Raw genomic sequence first — 17,319 nt, forward strand, 5'->3', positions numbered from 1 at the left:
CCCTCGACCCCTTTACCATGGTGGCACGGTGGCACGGAGCCGTCCCGCGGATCGCGGGCCGGCGCCTGAGAGGGGGACTGTAGCCGCGCGCTACTGCTCGGCGCGCTCGGCCTTGCGCTTGACGTGGTTGCGCCAGGCGGTGAAGCCGATGAGGCCGAGGCCCACGACGCTCACGACGTTGATGCCGAGCATGATCTTCTCGACCGTCTGCATGCCGGGCTTGTAGACGCTGCCGGGCATGGCGCCGTCCATGGCGTTGGAGTTGGCCACGGTGTAGAGCAGGTGATGGATCGCCTCTCGACCGTAGTGGTACTGGGCCGCATTGTCCTTGTCGTAGGTCCACCAGCTGGTCTGGTCCTGATAGGTGAGCTTGGAGTCTCCGCCCGCCTCGATCATCTGGTAGGCATCCATGAACACACCGGTGTTGGCGTTGTCCGTGATGACGAAGCCGTCAAAGCCCCACTCGTCGCGCACGAGCTCGGTGAGCAGCGCGTAGGAGCCGCCGGTCCAGGTGGCGCCGATGCGGTTGAAGGCGGTCATGACGCCCTGGCAGGCGCGAACCCGCTTCGTGGCGTTGGAGTAGGTTCCGTCGCCGTTGTCCTCGAGGTAGTTGAGGTCGACGTCGCCCACCTTCATGCACGTCTCGAAGGGCTCGAGGTAGATCTCGCGGATGGACTGCTCGTTGGCCCAGGTGGCGATGGAGTACTGGCCCTCGCGGTCGCCGCGGTGGTTCTCCTGGTCGTTGAGCGCAAAGTGCTTGATCATGGCGTAGACGCCCTTGGAGGCGGCGCCCTTGACCTCGAGCGAGCCGATCACGCCGGAGAGGAACCCGTCCTCGGAGTAGTACTCGCCGTTGCGGCCGGTGAAGGGCGTGCGGTGGATGTTCATAGAGGGGGCGTACCAGCCGTTGGTCGTGCCCATCGCGGCGTCGTTGCCGATCATCTCGCCGTAGTCGAGGTAGATGTCCTGGTTCCAGGTCTGCGTCACGGTGACGGGCGTGCAGAAGGAGAGGCCGTTGCCACCGTAGATGAGACCGGAGGCGGTGTCGGCGTCAATCGCGAAGGGCTTGCCCACGCTCTCCAGCGCCTCGGTGCCGTAGCCGCCGCGAGCGATGGTGAGGTCGTAGTCCTCGGGCGTTAGCTGGTCGAGCAGGTCATCCCACATGGGGTCGTCGTAGTCCTTGCCACGCAGGTCAATCAGCGTGAGCCCGTTGTCCGCACCGTAGACCGGCTCGTCGGTGATGCTCGCCGGGTCGATGGGGCTGCCCGACTCGGTGGAGTCGAGCTGCGCGACCAGCTCGTCGGAGGCCTCCTTCACGTAGAGGAGCGAGGCCGGCTGGCCGTCGAGCTCGCCGTTGATCTCGTTGCCCCAGGTGGAGACGGTACCCTCGAGCGGGGTGCCGTCGTGCGCGGGCCAGGTGCCCGTCCAGTCGGAGCGCGTGAGGTACGTGGCGTCGCCGGCGGCCTCCTCGAAGAGGTTCTCGATCTTCTCGCCCGTGTAGGAGTCGGCAGCGTAGGTCGTGGCGTCCACGCCCGCGTTGTCGGGCACGTAGGTGGCCGTCATCGCGACGTTGCCCTCGGCGTCCATGCCGTCGGCCGTGGTGTAGCCCTTGGCGGCGAGCACGTTGTTTACCGCGTCGTGCGCGTTCTTGCCGGCGGTCACGTAATAGGTACCCGCGTCGAGGATGTAAGTGCCGGCGCCGTTGGCGTCATAGGCCTTGAGCTGCTCCTCGCTGAAGGTGATCTCCACGGTCTGGCTCTCGCCCGGCTCGAGGAGCTTGGTCTTGCCCAGGCCCACCAGCTCCACGGAGGCCTTCTCCACGCCGTTGGCTTGGTCGTAGTCCGTGTACGGGGACTGGGCGTAGAGCTCCACGACGTCCTTGCCCGCCACGTCACCGGTGTTGGTCACGGTTACGCGCGCGGTGCACTCGTCGCCAGACCACGCGGTCGAGAAGTCCGACCACTCGAAGGTGGTGTAGGAGAGGCCAAAGCCAAACGGGTGCGTGACCTCGTCCGCGTAGGAGAAGCCCCCGGCGTTGCCGGTGCCCATGACCACGTCCTCGTAGCGCGTCTCGTAGTACTTGTAGCCCACGTAGATGCCCTCGGCGTACGTGACGTAGTTGTACTTGGTGAGCTCGCCGCTCTCGTCAACGTACTGGTAGTCGCCGAAGTTCTGCGCGGCCGGGCTCTTGAGCGGCTCGCCGGAGAAGGTGTCCGCCGTGCGGGCGGACGGGTTGATGTCACCCGCCATGATGCCCGCGAGCGAGTCGAGGCCGTAGGTGCCCGTGCTCGGCACGAAGAGGACCGACTTGATGTTGGGCATGTCCTCCAGGAAGTCCAGGTCAAGCGCCGAGGCCGTGTTGACGATGAGCACGGTGTTGTCGAAGTTGTCGTTCAGGTACTGCAGGATCTCCAGCTCCGTGCTATCCGGCTCCAGGTAGGTGCGCGCCTGGTCCTCGGGGTTATCCGCGTGGTTGTACATGGAGCGCGGCATGTCGCGGCCCTCGCCGGCCACGCGGCGCAGCACAAAGACGGGCGTGGTGCCCTCGGCGCTGGCCAGCACGCCGGAATCCTCCATCACGGAGAGCGGGCACTCGTTGATGGAGAAGTCCTCGTCGTCGCCAAAGTTGATGGAGCCTGCGCCCATCGTGTACGCGGCACCGGCGCCCGTGGTGTAGAAGTCGAGCAGCTCCTCGTTCACCGTGAGGCCGTGGGCCGCAAAGGTGTTGAGGAAGGTGGAGTTGTCCACCTTGCCGCCGCCCGTGTACTGGCTGATCATGCTCTGGCTGCTCGTGAGGTTCTTGACCGACTCGCTGAAGAAGCTGAGCGTGGTGCCCTCCGGCAGCGGCAGGCTCTCGCCCTCGTTCTGGAGGAGCACGTAGCCCTCCGCGGCAATCTGCTTGTCCAGCTCCTCCGCGGCCGCCTTGAGCTCGTCGACGCTGGCGTAGTCGGCCTTGTTGTAGTCGAGGTCCAGCCCATCGGCATTGACGCCCGAGTTGTCCCAGGACTGCTGGTAGCCGAGCATCGAGTCGACCATGCGGCTGAATCCGCTGTAGAGCCCCGGCAACACGAAGTTGTTCACGGCCAGCAGCGCCACGAGCACGATGGCCACGATCACCTTGACGATCGACTTCACCACCCTTCCCACCTTGCGAGCGGTGCTAATCTGTTTTGCCACGTCCTTCTCCCTTCCTCCCGCGGGCAGCCGGCATGCCGCCCGCATCCTATCCTGACGCTCAGCTTACGTTCAGCCCCGCCCCGTGTGCGAGGTGTGACAGAATCGGTCGCAGGGCGTGACACTTTCGGGAGGACACATGTACAGGATGCTCATCGTCGAGGACACTCCGGCGGAGGCCGACCTCCTGCACGGCCACCTGCAGAGGTACGCCAGCGAGAAGAACCTGTCCTTCTCGATCGAGACCCTGTCGTCGGCCCTCGAGTTCATCAACTCCCGGCACGTGGCCGACCTAGTCTTCATGGACATCGACATGCCCGGCATCAACGGCATGGAGGCCGCGGAGATCCTGCGCAGCTACGACACCGAGACCCCGCTCGTCTTTGTGACCAACCTCGCGCAGTACGCCGTGCGCGGATACTCCGTCGACGCGGTTGACTTCGTGGTCAAGCCTGTCGAGTACGGGGACTTTGCCATGCGCATGGACCGCGCGATGCGCGCGGTGGCGAGAAACGCCGCGCGCACCCTGGCACTGCCCACCGCGGACGGCATGCGCGTGATCGCGCAGAGGGATGTCACCTACGTCGACCTCGTCAAGCACGATGTGCGCTATCACCTTGTCGACGGCACCGAGCTCCGCGAGCGCGGAAGCCTCCGCGCAGCAGAGCAGCGGCTCGACCCGCAGTCCTTCCTGCGCATCTCCTCGGGCTGCCTCGTCAACATGGCGCGCGTGGAGCGCATCGGCCGCGAGTCCGTGACCGTGACGGGCGGGGCCGAGCTCTTCTACAGCCGCTCGCAGCGCAGGCGCGCCCTCGAGACGCTTGCCAACTACGTGGGGAGGAGCTTCTGATGGCCACGGCCGTCGCATACGCGCTCTCGTTTCTCGTGACCTTCGGCAGCGCCGTCGCAGGCGTGGGGATGTTTGCGTGGCAGCTCGAGCGGCGTGCGGGGTTTGCCCGGCGCGTGGCCGCGATTGCGGTCGTTGGCGCGGCGGTCTGCACGGTTCTTCTCGCCATGCCGGCGCCTGCGGCCCCGCCAGACCCGTCCGACGCCCTTCCCTATCCGGTACAGCTCCTGATGTTCTCTGCCCTGCTGGCCATCATGGTGGGCGTCACGCTCTGGCTCTTTGACGCCTCGGTCTGGACGGCGCTCTTCTGCTGCACCGCGGGGTACGCCGTCCAGAACTTTGCCTCGGGGCTCACCGAGCTCGTCTGGGTGGCCGCCGGCGTGCCGGAGTCCGGGGACCCCACCCTGCGCGGGCACCTCGTGCGGTTTGCCCTCAACGTCATCTGCATCCTTGCGGTCTACGTGCCGTTCTACCGCGTCTTTGCGCGCCACATCAGCCGCGAGGGACTCGAGGAGGTGTCCGACCGGGCGCTCATCGTCATCATGGTGGTGGTCATGCTCGGTGTCATCGGGTTCGACCTCATCATCAAGGACATGGCGGACCGGGGGCTGCCCCTCATGTACGAGGCGGCGCTGCGCGGATTTCACGGGCTCACCTGTGGGCTCACGTACGCGCTCGAATACGAGCTTCTCGTGAGCCGCCGCCTCCAGGTGGAGCGCGCGACGACCGAGCGCGTGCTCGCCGAGCGGGAGCGCCAGTACGAGCGCAGCCGAGAGAACATCGAGGCCATCAACGTGAAGTGCCACGACATCCGTCACCAGATCCGCAGCCTTGCCGACGGCGGGACCGTGGTTGACCGGGGCGCGCTCGACGACATCGCGCGCGAGGTGGACGTCTACGACTCCACGGTTCGCACTGGCAACGAGGCGCTCGACACCATCCTCACCGAGAAGAGCCTCGCGTGCCGGCGGGCGGGCATCACCCTCTCCTGCATCGCCGACGGCCCCGCGCTCGACTTCATGTCCGCGGCCGACATCTACGCGCTCTTCGGCAACGCGCTCGACAACGCGATTGCGGGGGCGCGCGCAATCCCCGACCCCGAGCGGCGCAGCATCTCGCTCGTGGTGCGCCAGGTGGCGGGCGTGGTGTCCATCCACGTGGAGAACCCCTTTGCTGGCGAGATCACGCTGCGAGACGGGCTGCCCGTGACCACGCAGCGCCCCGAGGAGGGCCACGGCTATGGCGTGCGGTCGATGCGCCTCACCGCGGAGCGCTACGGCGGCACGCTCACCGTCCTCGCCGAGGGCGGCCGCTTCCACGTGAACGCGATCTTCCCCGCAGCCTGACGGAGGTGGGGCCTGACAAAGGTGTCAGGTTATGCGCGGCGGCGCGTGCCACTGGCGTCAGGTTTATTTGGCACGCGGTCCGAGCGTGCCAAATAAACCTGACGCCAGTGGCACGCTACCCGCGCGGGCGATACCAGGCCAGGAGCTCGTCGGCTGCCTCTTCGGGGAGGTCGCGCAGCTCGAGGCCGTCGGCGTCTCCTGCCGCCGTGCGCGCGGAGAGCGTGGCCACGCCCGCCCGGCGTTGGAACGGGCTGGCACGCATCTCCATGCGCTGCAGGCGGGTGCGCGGCGCGATCACGGTGAGCCGCGTGAGCCCACCGGTAACGAGCACCAACTCGCGGGCGGTATGGCCATAGCGAGCGGCGCCCCAAGCGCGCAGTGCGTCCACGACGAGCCCCACGAGCAGCACTACGCTCAGCACGGCCGCGGCAATGAGCAGCGGCTCCAGCAGCCATCCCGCGCTCTCAAGCAGGCCGGAAAGGCCGAAAAGCCACTGAGCGCCAAGGAAGATCGCGGTCGCAAACGGCCACCAGATCACCGCGCGCACCACGGCGCGCCGACGCGCGACGGGCCCCAGCTTCCCCAGCTCAACATGGCCCAGAACGCCCGAGCAGTCCGGCAACACCTCGGCGAGAAACGCGTCGACCTCGCCCAAGCGGATAAACGGATGCAGCAGCACGCTGCCCGAGGGCTCGCCGTCCTTCTCGCCCGGCGCGGCAACCACTTGCGCCGTGACCTCGGCGTACCCGATGAGCTGTCGAAGGATGCCCTGCCGCACCGCAACGTACTGCACGCGCCCCGCGGCGAGCGCGCGCGACGACCGGGAGAGCAGGCCGTGCTCCACGACCACGCGGTCGGCATAGCGCTCCACACGATAGCCCGCATAGCGCACGAGGTTGACCACAAATGAGACCGCCGCGCCCAAGAGGAGCGTAATAGCGAGAAACGCCAGGACCACGGGCACGATCATCGGGGAGAGCCCGACCATGAGCTCGTCTCCTCTGCCCACGACGTCAAGCAGCCCCCACTCGATCAGCTGGTTGGCCCCGTTGACGAGAAGGACCACGAGCGCGATGGCCTGGCTGCCGGCGCTCATCTGGGAGGCCGCGGCGAGGGCGAGCTCACGGCCCTCGAGCGAGAAGATTGCGAGCGGGTGCTCCGCAGTGGGCGCCACGTCCTTCTCGTCCTTCTCGACCTGGCCGGCAGCAGCGCGCTTGCGACGGAAGAGCTCCGCGCGCAGCGCCTCCGCCTCGCCCGCTCGCAGGCCGGAGATCTTGGAGGCGTCGCCCTCCGAGGCCGCGGCGCCCGTGTCCAGGTCGAGCGCGACCAAGCCAAGGAGGCGCTCCATCAGGGCGGAGTTCATCGAGACCGTGTGGATGTGCTCGTAGGGAACCGTGAGGCTTCGCCTGCTGAACGGACCCCAGCCGAGGCCCCAGCACAGGCGGACGCCCTCGGCCGTGAGCTCCCAGGTCCGCGCACGCCAGACGGCAAAGCTCAGAAGCAGGCAGACCGTGAAGATGCCAACGGCGGCGAGGGCCAGCTTGGCCAGCGCGAGGATGTCCCCGGCAAAGAAGTCCCGCGCCAGGCCAAACGCCACGAGGACGACCGGGCCAGACGCCATCTTGAGCGCCTCGGCGAGCACGGAGAGAGGGTTGGCGCGGTGCGTGCCGCGCAACGCCTCTGGGGTTGTGTCGGCGCCCTCGAAGAGCGAGCGACTGGGGACGGCCAGCCGCTCGAGGTCCTTCTCGCCGGCGCTCACACGTCCTCCTTTGCGAGGCGCGCGAGCTCGGCGACGCGGTCGCGCAGCTCGTTGGCGTCGTCCTCCGCGAGACCGGGAATCTCGAAGCTCTCGCCCGCCGTGGAGATGGTCACAGTTGCCAGGCCGTGCGCACGCAGGATGGGGCCTTGCTTGGTCTGCACGTGCTGGACGCGCACGAGCGGCACGAGCACGCGCTTCTTGGTGAAGACGCCGTGGTAGAGGTCCACATCGGTGGGCGTGACGTCATAGCGCCAGGTGGCGTACTCGACGCGCGGCGAGACGAGAAGATCGACGACGCAGATGGCCTCGATGACACCCGCGACGAGGTAGACCCAGAAGACGTCGCCGCCCAAATGGCGCACGATGAGCCAGGCCGCGACGGCCAGCGCGGCAACCACCACGATGCCGATGATGTCGGAGACGTACCACACCCGCAGCATGCGCGGGTCGAGCCGGTGCGAGGGCAAATCTGACATGCCAGTCCTTTCCATGGAAGACGCCACATCATTCTCTCATGACCGCCGTGCCACTGGCGTCAGGTTTATTTGGCACAGGGACCGTGCAAAGGGGACAGGCACTTTCGCACGGTTCGCCCGTGCGAAAGTGCCTGTCCCCTTTGCACGGTCCCTGTGCCAAATAAACCTGACGCCAGTGGCACGCCCATCAGGACCGCAACCGGCGGCGAGCGAGAACGCGGTGCACCCACGCGATCACGCCCACGCCCGCCACGGCGTCGGCGATCGCAAGGGCGGTCCCCACGTAGTTGAAGCCCTGCGTCTTGATCGGCCGCTCGATGCCCGGCTCGCCCACGCTCGCCGCGGCCTCGTTGTAGGCGAGGTTGGTGGCGCGCGCGTTGAGCCACGCATAGAGCACGTTCTTGGCGGCGCGCCTCAGGTTGGTGAGGTAGCTCACGGCGCGTGGCTCCTCGGGAGTGCCCTCCGCGGCCAGGAGCTCGTCCTGCGTGAACCCGTACGTGAAGGCCCCGTTGCGGAAGACGCCGTCCATGTAGAGGTCCCCGCCGGCACGCAGCATCTCGTCCGCGTTCATGTATGTCTGATGGTCGGCGTAGTCCGTGATGACGGCGCCCTCGAAGCCCCACTCGCCGCGCAGCACGCTCGTGAGCAGCGCGCGGCTGCCGCCCGCCCACGTGGCGCCGATGCGGTTGTACGAGGTCATGAGGCCCGTCGTCCCGCGCTCGACGGCGCGCTGGAACGGCGCGAGATAGATCTCGCGCAGCGTCTGCTCCGTGAGCCACGTGTAGAGAGAGTCCCGGTAGGAGTCCTGGTTGTTGACGGCAAAGTGCTTGAGGAAGGCGTAGGTGCCCGCATCGCGCGCGCCGGCGACCACCTCGGCGGCCATGGTGCCGCACAGCAGCGGGTCCTCGGCATAGTACTCGTAGTTGCGGCCGCCCACGGGCGTGCGGTGGACGTTGGCGCACGGCGCGTACCAGCCGTCCACGCCGATCATCGCGCACTCAAGGCCCACCTGCGCACCGTACTCGCGCGCGAGGTCGACGTTCCACGTCTGCGCGAGCACCGTCGGGCCGGGATAGCCCACGCCATAGCTCAGCTGGTTGAACGACCCTACCTGCGCGGGGCCGTCCACCTCCTTGGTGCGCGGCTTGCCGATCCCGTCGATGTCCCCCGTGGCCAGATAGCCGTGGAGAACGAGCCGCTCCATGTCCGCCAACGAGACGTAGTCGAGCAGGAGCTCCCAGCGCGGGTCGTCGTAGTCAAGGCCCAGCTCCCTGCCCATCTGCGTGAGCTCGCCGTCCTCGGTGAGCTGCCAGTAGTCGCCCGCGGACGAGACGAGTGGCTGGTTGAGCGGCGTGGCGAGCTCGCTCTCGTAGCGGCGCGCATCGGCCTCGACGCGGTCCTCGCCGTAGAGGTTGAGGGCCATGACGTTGTCCGTCATGGCGCGGGCCGCACTCCCCTGGCGCGGGAACGTCCCCGCGAAGTCCGCGCGCGTGAGGTACGTGATGCCGGCGGCGGAGTCCGAGCCGTCGATGGAGACGCCGTCCTCCGCGGACTCGCCGGTGAAGCGATTGGTCACGGTGGCGCCCGTCTGGAGGTCCTTCTCGCAGAGCACGTCAGAGGGCAGGTAATAGGTCGTCCGCGCGTAGTCGCAGTCCGCGAGCTCGTGCGCGTTTCGCTTGAGCTCGACGACATACTCGCCGCGCTCGAGCTCGTAGCCCGCAAAGTCGTTGCCGTTGGCGTCATAGCAGTCGTAGGAAGCAACGTCGTCGAGCGCGAAGGAGAGCGTCACGTCCTGGCTCTCCCCCGGCTGCAGAAGGCGCGTCTTGGCAAAGGCTACGAGCACCGTCGAGGCCTTCTCGATGCCGCCGGGCTCGTAGGGCGGCGTGCAGTAGAGCTGCACCACGTCGCGGCCGGCCACCTCCCCGGTGTTGGTGACGCGCACGGTGATGGAGACGTTCGTCTCGCGGTCCACGCGCATGCCCTGGCCGGGCGCGCGCGCCGTGACCTGCCACGAGAAGGACGTGTAGCTGAGGCCGTAGCCAAACGGGTACTGGACCACGGCATCGTAGCCCGTGCCATGCTCGTTCTCCACGTCGTCCCAGAAGCCCTCGGCGTCGGCCGTCTCGTACCAGCGGTATCCCACGTAGATGCCCTCGGCGTAGTCCACGAAGCGCACCCCGTCGTAGGTCTCGGCCACGCCGACGTTGGCGTTGAGCGTGCCGTCTGCCGGGTAGAGGCCCGCGCCGTTGGTGTAGAGCCCCTCGCCCATGGCGCCCGAGTTGGCCCAGCTCGCAGCCGTCTCGAAGGCGTAGGCGTAGGTGTCCGCCGTGCGGCCAGAGGGGTTGACGTCGCCCCAGAGCGCGCCGACGACGGCCCGGGCGCCCACCTCGCCGGTGGTGCCCACGATGAGCGCGGCGTCTATCCCCGGTATGGTCTCGAGCTCGCCGAGCTCCATCGTGTTGGTGGAGTTGACCAGCACCACCACGCGCTCGTAGGTCGCGCCCACGTAGCGCAGCAGGTCCTCCTCCTCGCGCGAGAGCTCGAGGTAGCCTCGCGTGACGTCGACGTCCACCTCGCCGTCGCGGCCGCTCACCTTGTGCTGCGCGCTCGGGCAGTCGATGGACTCGCCGGAGACGCGCCCGATGACCACGATCGCCGTGTCCGAGTACGCCTCCGCCGCGGCGAGAAGGTCCTCGGAGTAGCACGTCCTGTCGCGGACGCTCGGCTCGTAGAGGCGGCAGAACTCGGTGTCGTGGCTGTTGAGGGCGCCCGCGGAGCGGTAGGCGCGCTCGCCGTGAAAGCCGCGGTACATGTCCGTGAGCTGCGTGTTGTACGCGATGCCCCGCTCCTCGAGCGCGGCGAGAAGCCCCATCGTCTCGCCGGTCACCTGGCCGGAGCCAGACCCGCTCGCCACCCACTGCGTAGACGCCCAGCCAAAGACGTTGACCTGCGTCACGTCGGAGGGGAGGGGCAGCGCCTCATCCTCGTTGCGCAGCAGGACGATGCCCTCGGCCTCCACGCGCTCCGCGAGTTCGCGCCCCTTCTCCATCGTGGCGTCGCGCTCCTCGGGCTCGACGTTCACCACGTCGGTGCCCAGGAAGGAGTCGACCGTGTCGCCGAGAAGCGCCATGGCCACGTTGGCCGCCACGAGCGCGCCCACCGCCACCACGGCACCCGCGCACGCGACCACCCTCACGACCCTGCGACCCCTCTTGCCCACGCACCCTCCTCAGATCGACGCCGCCTCGCGGTTCCCGTCCTATTCTAACGACCCGCCGCGACACGGCATGGGCTACAATGTCGGTTGGAAAATCCCCGAAGAGAAGGGTCCGCATGAAACCTCGACCTCACAGTCGATGACCTGCGGCGCGCTCCCGTGGCGCGTCGAGTGACGCAAGCGAAGGAGCGCAGATGATCTACCTGTCCCAGCTACTGGGCAACCCCGTTCTGGATGCCGATGGCGAGAAGATCGGCACGGTTTCCGATCTCGGCATCGCCACCGGCGAGGTCTTCCCCCGAGTCACGAGCCTGGCCTTCATGGGCCCCGGGCGCACGCCGATCATGATCTCCTGGCGCAAGTACGTCGAGCGCTATGACGAGAACGAGGTCAACCTCAAGGTCATAGCCACCGACCTGCGCTTCTCGTATCTCCAGCCGGACGAGGTCCTTCTCGCCCGCGACATCCTGAACAAGCAGATCGTGGACACGCACGGCATGCGCGTCGTCCGCGTGAACGACCTCAAGCTCTCGGACACGAGCTCCACCCAGCTGCGCCTGCTCGGCGCCGAGGTGGGAGCGCGCGGCCTGCTGCGCAGCCTCCACCCCGCGCTCGAGAGCGTGGCGCTCAGGCTGGCGCGGACCTTCGGCCATCCCATGCCCGAGAAGATCATCGCGTGGAACTACATGGACCTCGTGGAGCGCGACCTCTCCAACGTCAAGCTCTCCGTGAGCCACAAGACGCTCGACGACATGCACCCCGCCGACATCGCCGACATCATCGAGCGGCTGGACCCGCGCCTGCGCGGCCAGGTCTTCGCGCAGCTCGACGACGAGCAGCGCGCCGACGCCATGGCGGAGTTCGACGACGACGCCATGGCCGCCGAGCTCATGGGCTCTCTCAACGAGACCGACGCCTCGCGCATGCTGGCCGAGATGGACCCGGACGACGCTGCCGAGCTCGTCTCCGAGCTCGACTACGACAAGGCGGAGAAACTCCTGCGCCTCATGGGCGTGCAGGAGCAGCGCGCCATCCGCCAGCTGCTGGGATACCGCGAGAACACGGCCGGCCGCATCATGACCTCCGAGGTCGCCACGGTGCCCGACGACGCCACCGTGGCCGACGCCGTGGAGATGCTGCGCGGGCTGGACGAGGACTTCGAGTCCGTGCGCTACGTCTACCTCACCGACGAGGACGGCAAGCTCGCCGGCGTGGTGACGCTTCCCGGCCTCATCGTGGCCGACCCCGAGACGCGGCTCTCCGAGCTTGCGACCGAGGACCTCATCACGGCGAGCCCCGAGGACGACCAGGAGGACGTGGCCGAGGACATCGCCAAGTACAACCTGCTGGCCATGCCCGTCGTAAACGACGAGGGGCGCCTCTTGGGCATCGTCACCGTCGATGACGCGCTCGACGTCCTGGAGGAGGAGCACGCCGAGGACCTGCGCGTCGCCGGCGGCTCCGCAGACGGCGAGGACTCCGGGCACGCGAGCACGCTCATCTGGCTCGTGCGCCGCAACGTGTGGGTGGTCCTGTGGGCCGTCGGCGTGGTGGCGCTCGCCCTCGTCGCGGGGACGCGGCTCGGCCTCGGCGAGACGCTCGCCGCCACCATCCCGCTTGCGGTCGCGCTCGTGCTCGCGGATGACTCCGTGAGCTACGTCACCAACTTCTTCCTCGAGAACGACCCCGACGACGAGGACGCGCCCTCCGCGCTCGGCTTCGCCTTCAAGGGGCTCGGCCTCGGCGTCGCGCTCGGCGCGCTCGTGGCGCTCATCGTCCTCGGGCTCGAGAGCGTCATCGCCTCCCCCGCCGTCCCCTCCTCGATCGAGCGGCTCGGCCCCGCGCTCTCTGCGGGAGGCGTGGCAGCGGCCGTCTCCACGTTCGTCTCGTTTGCGACCACGCCCATCTACCTGGCCGTCCTTCGCCGGCGCGACGAGACCAACAAGGAGACCTCCGGCTTCACGCTCTCCCTCGTCTCAATGCTGGTGGCCGTGGTGGTGTTCCTTGCTGCCGTGCTGGCGCTCGCCGGACCCCTGGGGCTGGTGGGATGATGAAGGACGACGCGCCCTCTTCGTCGCTCGAGCCGCGACGCATCCTCGCGGCGATGGGCCCCGGCATGGTGGCCGCCCTTGCCGGCGCGGACGCGGGCGGCGTGGCCACCTACTCCAACGCCGGCGCGCTCTTCGGCTTCGACCAGCTCTGGACCGTGCCGGTGATGTGCTTCCTGCTGATCGTGGCCCAGGAGACTGCCGCGCGCATGGGCTGCGTCACGGGCAAGGGGTTCGCCTCGCTCATCCGCGAGCAGTTCGGCGTGCGCCTCTCCGTCGTGGCCATGCTCGCGCTGCTCATCTCAAACACCACCGTCACGCTCTCCGAGTTCGCCGGCATCGCCTCGGCACTCGCCCTCTTCGGCGTGCCCCCGATCGTGTCCGTGCCGGTGGCGGCGCTCGCCATTTGGCTGCTCACGATGAGCGGCTCATACCGACGCATCGAGAAGGTCCTTCTCGCCATCGCATGCGTCTTCGTGACCTACGTCATCGCCGGCGTGATGGTAGGGCCCGACTGGGGCGACGCCCTGATCCACACCGTGATCCCGCACGTCACGGCCTCGCCGCAGTACCTCTCGCTGCTGGTCGCGAACGTCGGCACCACCATCGCTCCCTGGATGCTCTTCCTCGCCCAGAGCAACGTGGTCGAGAAGAACGCACGGGCGGCCGACCTCCCCTACCAGCGCATCGACACCGTGACGGGGGCCGTGGTGGCAAGTGCCATCTCGTGGTTCATCATCCTCACGACGGGGGCTGTGCTGAACCCGGCCGGGGTCGTCGTGAACGGCGCGGAGGACGCGGCGTCGGCGCTCGCACCGCTCGTCGGCAGCTACGCGGAGGCGCTCTTCGGCGCGGGGCTCGCCGGGGCCTCGCTCCTCGCGGCCTGCGTCCTGCCCGGCATCACCTCAAGCGCCATCTGCGAGGCCTTCGGCTGGGAGCGCGGCGCGGACCGCAGCTGGTCGGAGGCGCCCGCCTACCGGGGAATCATCACGGCGGTCATCGGCATCTCCGCCGTCGTGGTGGTGCTGCCCAACGTCAACCTCTTCGGCATCATGATGGTGGCGCAGGTCATCAACGGAGTCCTGCTGCCCGTCCTCCTCGTCTTCATGGTGCTCATCGCGAGCGACCGCCACGTGATGGGGCACTTTGCGAACGGTCGCATCTGGAACGCGCTCACGTGGTTCACCATCGTCGCCGTGGCCATCCTCACCGTCGTGATGTTCGTGATGCAGGCCATGGGGATGTGACGCGAGGCGCACCGCCCATCCTCTCCTGCAATCAGGGGGATAGTGCGAAAGATCCGGCCGTCCAGCTGCAATCGGGGGGATAGTGTGAAGCACTTTTCGTGCTCCAGGCGTCCTTTGCCCCGTATCAGTCTGACGCCAACTGGGGTTTTGTCGGGCCTCCACCCGGGGGCCCTCCGAAAACCCTTCACACTATCCCCCTGATTGCAGGCCGCCGTCCGATTTTTACACACTATCCCCCTGATTGCAGGCGCCCATGCCGTCGGGCATGCCCTCCGCCCCCGCTGGGCGCCTTGCGCGACCCGGCGTCGTCTTTGCGGTATGGTCGAAGGGAGCTGAGGGGGCGAGGGGATGCATTCAGAGAGCGTGCGCGCATGGGCCGAGGACTGGCGGGGCCGCTTTGCCGACACGCTGCCCACCATCCTCTTCTTCATCGCGCTCTTCTGGATCGTGCACCTTGCCTTTGGGTCCAACTACCTCCTCGCGGTCTCCCCGTACACCTCGCTCTTCCAGGCGCGGCTGCGAAAGTACAACCCACCGGGCCAGTACGCCCGATTCGTGCTGGTGAGCGCGCTCGCGCTCGTTGCGGCGCGCGTTGCCGTCATCGGCGTGGTGCCGTGCGTCATCGTGAACCTCCTCATGCCGTTCCTGCTCGTCTTCATGCGCTCGTCGCAGCTCAACCCACGTCGCTACTTCCCCTACACGATGCTCTTCTGCTTCCTTGAGCTCCGGCCCGAGGCCATCGTGGACACGTTCGCGACGCAGGCCCTCGTGCTCGCCACCTGCTGCGCCACCCTCATCGTCACGCTCGTCGTGGCAGGACGCCTCCAGCACCACGCGCAGCGCGCCCGCACCCGCCTGCACGAACTCGTCGGCCGCCTCGCCGATGACCTGACGCGGGCCTCGAAGGGCGGCGTCGGCCCCAACCTCAGCTCCGAGCTCCTCCAGCTCAGACGCGACTTCGCCCGCATGGCGTATACCGCTCGGGAGGACTCCTCGGCGCCCGTCCGCGTACAGAACCTCCTCGACATGTTTGCGACACTCGCGCAGCGGACCGCCTACCTCGCCGGCAACTTCGACTGGGACGCGAGCCACCAGGAGGAGCACGCGCGCGCCCTCGGCGAGCTCGGCCAGCTCACGCGCGACCTCAACGCCGCGCTCGAGGGCGACGTCTCCGTGCGCTGCCACCGGCTCATCCCCCGCGCCCAGGAGCTGCTCGAGGGAACGAGCATCGCCGAGGACCGCTTCCGCATCTTCTATCAGAGCTACCTCAACCTGGCGCTGCTCATCCTCCGCACCGCGCCCGACCCGCACCAGCGCCCCTGGCGCCTCTCCGCCTCCGACCTCGCCCGCGTGACGAGCTTCCGCAAGCGCCTCAGCCTCGAGTCGTTTGAGATGCGCTTCTCCATCCGCTGCGGAGCCGTCCTCGCCGTGAGCTGCGCCTCGAACCTGCTGTTCCCCGTCGACCACCTCTACTGGTTCGCCCTCCACGCCTTCCTGCTGCTGCAGCCCTTCCCGCACGAGTCGCTCCACCGCATGCGCACCCGCATGGTGGGGACCGTCATCGGGTGCCTCTTCGTGCACGGCCTGGCGCTGCTCGACCTCGGCTGGGTCGAGGTCACCATCCTCGGGATGTTCCTCGTGGGGCCGATGTATGCCACCAAGCCCGGCTCCGTTCCGTCGGCGTTCTTCGCGACCGCCTACGCCGTCTCCATGGCGTCGGTCTCCATCGACGACCGCTACGCCACCACCATGCGCATCGCGAGCCTCCTGCTCGCCATCGCCACCGTCGCGATCGTCAACCACCTCGTGTGCCCCACCTCGGAGCGACGGCTCTTCGTTGCCAACTTCCACCAGATGATCGGCATGGTCGGGCGCTACTGGCGCCTCATCCGCCTCACCCTCACGCACCGCGTGGACACCGTCGTCTCGTCCGAGACCCTGCTTCACTTCCAGATGCTCCACACCCAGGCGGCGGAGTTCGTCGAGTCGCTCGGCGAGGCGGGCGAGAAGGACCGAGAAATCGCCGAGCTGGCGCGCTATCGCGACGCGGCGGAGCGTGCGCTCTTCTGCCTCTGGGAGATCATGTGCGAGCTCGAGCAGCTCGAGCTGCTGGTGCGTCTGCACGAGGTGGGGGATGACGAGCGGCCGCTCTTCGAGCGGATCATCGACCTCGCCGAGGCAAACTGCGACCCGCAGCGCTTTGGCACGGGCGTGGACGCGGCCGAGGAGATGCTCTTCGAGCTTGAGGAGCCGGACCTGCGCTACGTTCTCGAGCAGTACGTCGACCGCGCGGGAGAGCTGCGCCTCGCCATCGACGACGCCCGGGGCGCCCTCGTGCAGCGCCCCACCTACGTCGAGGAAATCCGCCCGTAGCTTCCCGGCGTGCAAAGGGGACGGGCCGTGCCACTGGCGTCAGGTTTATTTGGCACGCGCGGTTTGCGTGCCAAATAAACCTGACGCCAGTGGCACGGCCCGTCCCCTTTGCACGCCTGCCCCCTTTGCACGCCGGGACGCCGACCCTCAGAGCATGCCGCGAGCGAGCATGTCGGCCGGGTCCTGGCGGTTGACGTTCGTCGCCGTGTCGCCAAAGAGGCGGGCATCCGGGCTGTTGAGCGTCGAGATGGCGGCAAGGTCCCCGCCGTGGCCGAGCGGCGCATACGCCTCGACCACGATGCCGCGCTCGCGACAGTAGGCCTCGAGCTCCGGACGCCAGAAGCTCGGGTGGCTCTCCACCTGGTCGATGGCGGGAAGCACCCCGACCTCGTCGGCCAGCCGCGCGATGTGCTCGGGCAGGAAATTAGAGACGCCAATTGCCCTGACCACGCCCTCCTCGAGCAGCCGGGCCATCGCTCGCCACGAGTCAACGTAGGTCCCCAGCGCGGGGGCGGGCCAATGGATGAGGTAGAGGTCGACCACGTCGACGCCCAGGGCGGCGCGCGACGCCTCAAAGGCGCGCAGCGTGGGGTCGTACCCCTGCTCGAAGGTCCGCAGCTTGGTCGTCACAAAGACCTCGCCCGCCAGGCCCGTCGCCGCGAGCGCCGCGCCGACCCCCGCCTCGTTCATGTACGCCGCCGCGGTATCCACGTGGCGGTAGCCCAAGGCCAGCGCCCCCTCCACGGCGGCCTGCGTCTCGTCGGGGCGTATCTGGAGCGTGCCGAAACCGATCTGTGGGATCTCCACGCCACCCGTCAGCATGACCCCCATG

The 17,319-nt window shown here is 68.0% G+C and carries 10 protein-coding genes; 5 read left to right on the top strand and 5 right to left on the bottom strand.

The window, feature by feature from the left end; genetic code table 11:
- Window positions 1–90: 90 nt before the first annotated feature.
- A complete protein-coding gene (locus tag ACULPM_RS08015) occupies window positions 91–3,177 on the bottom strand; it encodes a glycoside hydrolase family 3 N-terminal domain-containing protein (protein ID WP_445331896.1) in 3,087 nt (1,028 codons plus the stop codon).
- 136 nt (window positions 3,178–3,313) lie between these two features.
- Between ACULPM_RS08015 and ACULPM_RS08020 the strand changes: the two genes are divergently transcribed.
- Both ACULPM_RS08020 and ACULPM_RS08025 read left to right on the top strand, forming a co-directional pair.
- Window positions 3,314–4,024, top strand: a complete 711-nt coding sequence (locus tag ACULPM_RS08020) for a LytR/AlgR family response regulator transcription factor (RefSeq protein ID WP_167930520.1) — start codon at window positions 3,314–3,316, stop codon at window positions 4,022–4,024.
- Window positions 4,024–5,367, top strand: a complete 1,344-nt coding sequence (locus ACULPM_RS08025) for a GHKL domain-containing protein (protein ID WP_445331895.1) — start codon at window positions 4,024–4,026, stop codon at window positions 5,365–5,367. The genes ACULPM_RS08020 and ACULPM_RS08025 overlap by 1 nt, the downstream gene beginning before the upstream one ends.
- Before the next feature lie 115 nt (window positions 5,368–5,482).
- On the opposite strand, the gene ACULPM_RS08030 is transcribed toward ACULPM_RS08025, so the two are convergent.
- The 3 genes from ACULPM_RS08030 to ACULPM_RS08040 form a co-directional block, all read right to left on the bottom strand.
- Entirely contained in the window at window positions 5,483–7,126 is a 1,644-nt protein-coding gene (locus ACULPM_RS08030; RefSeq protein WP_445331894.1) for a PH domain-containing protein, read from the bottom strand.
- Entirely contained in the window at window positions 7,123–7,602 is a 480-nt protein-coding gene (locus ACULPM_RS08035) for a PH domain-containing protein (RefSeq protein WP_445331893.1), read from the bottom strand. The genes ACULPM_RS08030 and ACULPM_RS08035 overlap by 4 nt, the downstream gene beginning before the upstream one ends.
- 187 nt (window positions 7,603–7,789) lie before the next feature.
- Complete coding sequence (locus tag ACULPM_RS08040) at window positions 7,790–10,822, bottom strand: glycoside hydrolase family 3 protein (RefSeq protein ID WP_445331892.1); 3,033 nt, start codon at window positions 10,820–10,822, stop codon at window positions 7,790–7,792.
- A gap of 191 nt (window positions 10,823–11,013) precedes the next feature.
- Between ACULPM_RS08040 and ACULPM_RS08045 the strand changes: the two genes are divergently transcribed.
- The 3 genes from ACULPM_RS08045 to ACULPM_RS08055 all read left to right on the top strand — a co-directional run bounded on the left by ACULPM_RS08045 (window position 11,014) and on the right by ACULPM_RS08055 (window position 16,487).
- On the top strand, window positions 11,014–12,870 hold the full coding sequence (locus ACULPM_RS08045; RefSeq protein ID WP_445331891.1) for a magnesium transporter: 1,857 nt from the start codon (window positions 11,014–11,016) through the stop codon (window positions 12,868–12,870).
- Window positions 12,867–14,114: an Nramp family divalent metal transporter gene (locus ACULPM_RS08050; RefSeq protein ID WP_445331890.1), complete on the top strand. Its 1,248-nt coding sequence runs from the start codon at window positions 12,867–12,869 to the stop codon at window positions 14,112–14,114. The genes ACULPM_RS08045 and ACULPM_RS08050 overlap by 4 nt, the downstream gene beginning before the upstream one ends.
- Window positions 14,115–14,462: 348 nt before the next feature.
- Window positions 14,463–16,487, top strand: a complete 2,025-nt coding sequence (locus tag ACULPM_RS08055; protein WP_445331889.1) for an FUSC family protein — start codon at window positions 14,463–14,465, stop codon at window positions 16,485–16,487.
- A 147-nt stretch (window positions 16,488–16,634) separates the two neighbouring features.
- Here the strand turns inward: ACULPM_RS08055 and ACULPM_RS08060 are convergent, their stop codons facing one another.
- Window positions 16,635–17,318 carry an aldo/keto reductase gene (locus tag ACULPM_RS08060; RefSeq protein WP_445332059.1) on the bottom strand — a complete coding sequence of 228 codons (684 nt, stop codon included), beginning with the start codon at window positions 17,316–17,318 and terminating at the stop codon, window positions 16,635–16,637.
- Window position 17,319 lies beyond the last annotated feature (1 nt).

Source organism: Thermophilibacter sp. ZX-H3 (assembly GCF_052599055.1).

Excerpts from the sequence above, each read along its gene's own strand:
- ACULPM_RS08020 (WP_167930520.1), top strand. The coding sequence starts at position 3,314 with ATGTACAGGATGCTCATCGTCGAGGACACTCCGGCGGAGGCCGACCTC.
- ACULPM_RS08025 (WP_445331895.1), top strand. The coding sequence starts at position 4,024 with ATGGCCACGGCCGTCGCATACGCGCTCTCGTTTCTCGTGACCTTCGGC.
- ACULPM_RS08035 (WP_445331893.1), bottom strand. The coding sequence starts at position 7,602 with ATGTCAGATTTGCCCTCGCACCGGCTCGACCCGCGCATGCTGCGGGTG.
- ACULPM_RS08045 (WP_445331891.1), top strand. The coding sequence starts at position 11,014 with ATGATCTACCTGTCCCAGCTACTGGGCAACCCCGTTCTGGATGCCGAT.
- ACULPM_RS08050 (WP_445331890.1), top strand. The coding sequence starts at position 12,867 with ATGATGAAGGACGACGCGCCCTCTTCGTCGCTCGAGCCGCGACGCATC.
- ACULPM_RS08055 (WP_445331889.1), top strand. The coding sequence starts at position 14,463 with ATGCATTCAGAGAGCGTGCGCGCATGGGCCGAGGACTGGCGGGGCCGC.
- ACULPM_RS08060 (WP_445332059.1), bottom strand. The coding sequence starts at position 17,318 with ATGGGGGTCATGCTGACGGGTGGCGTGGAGATCCCACAGATCGGTTTC.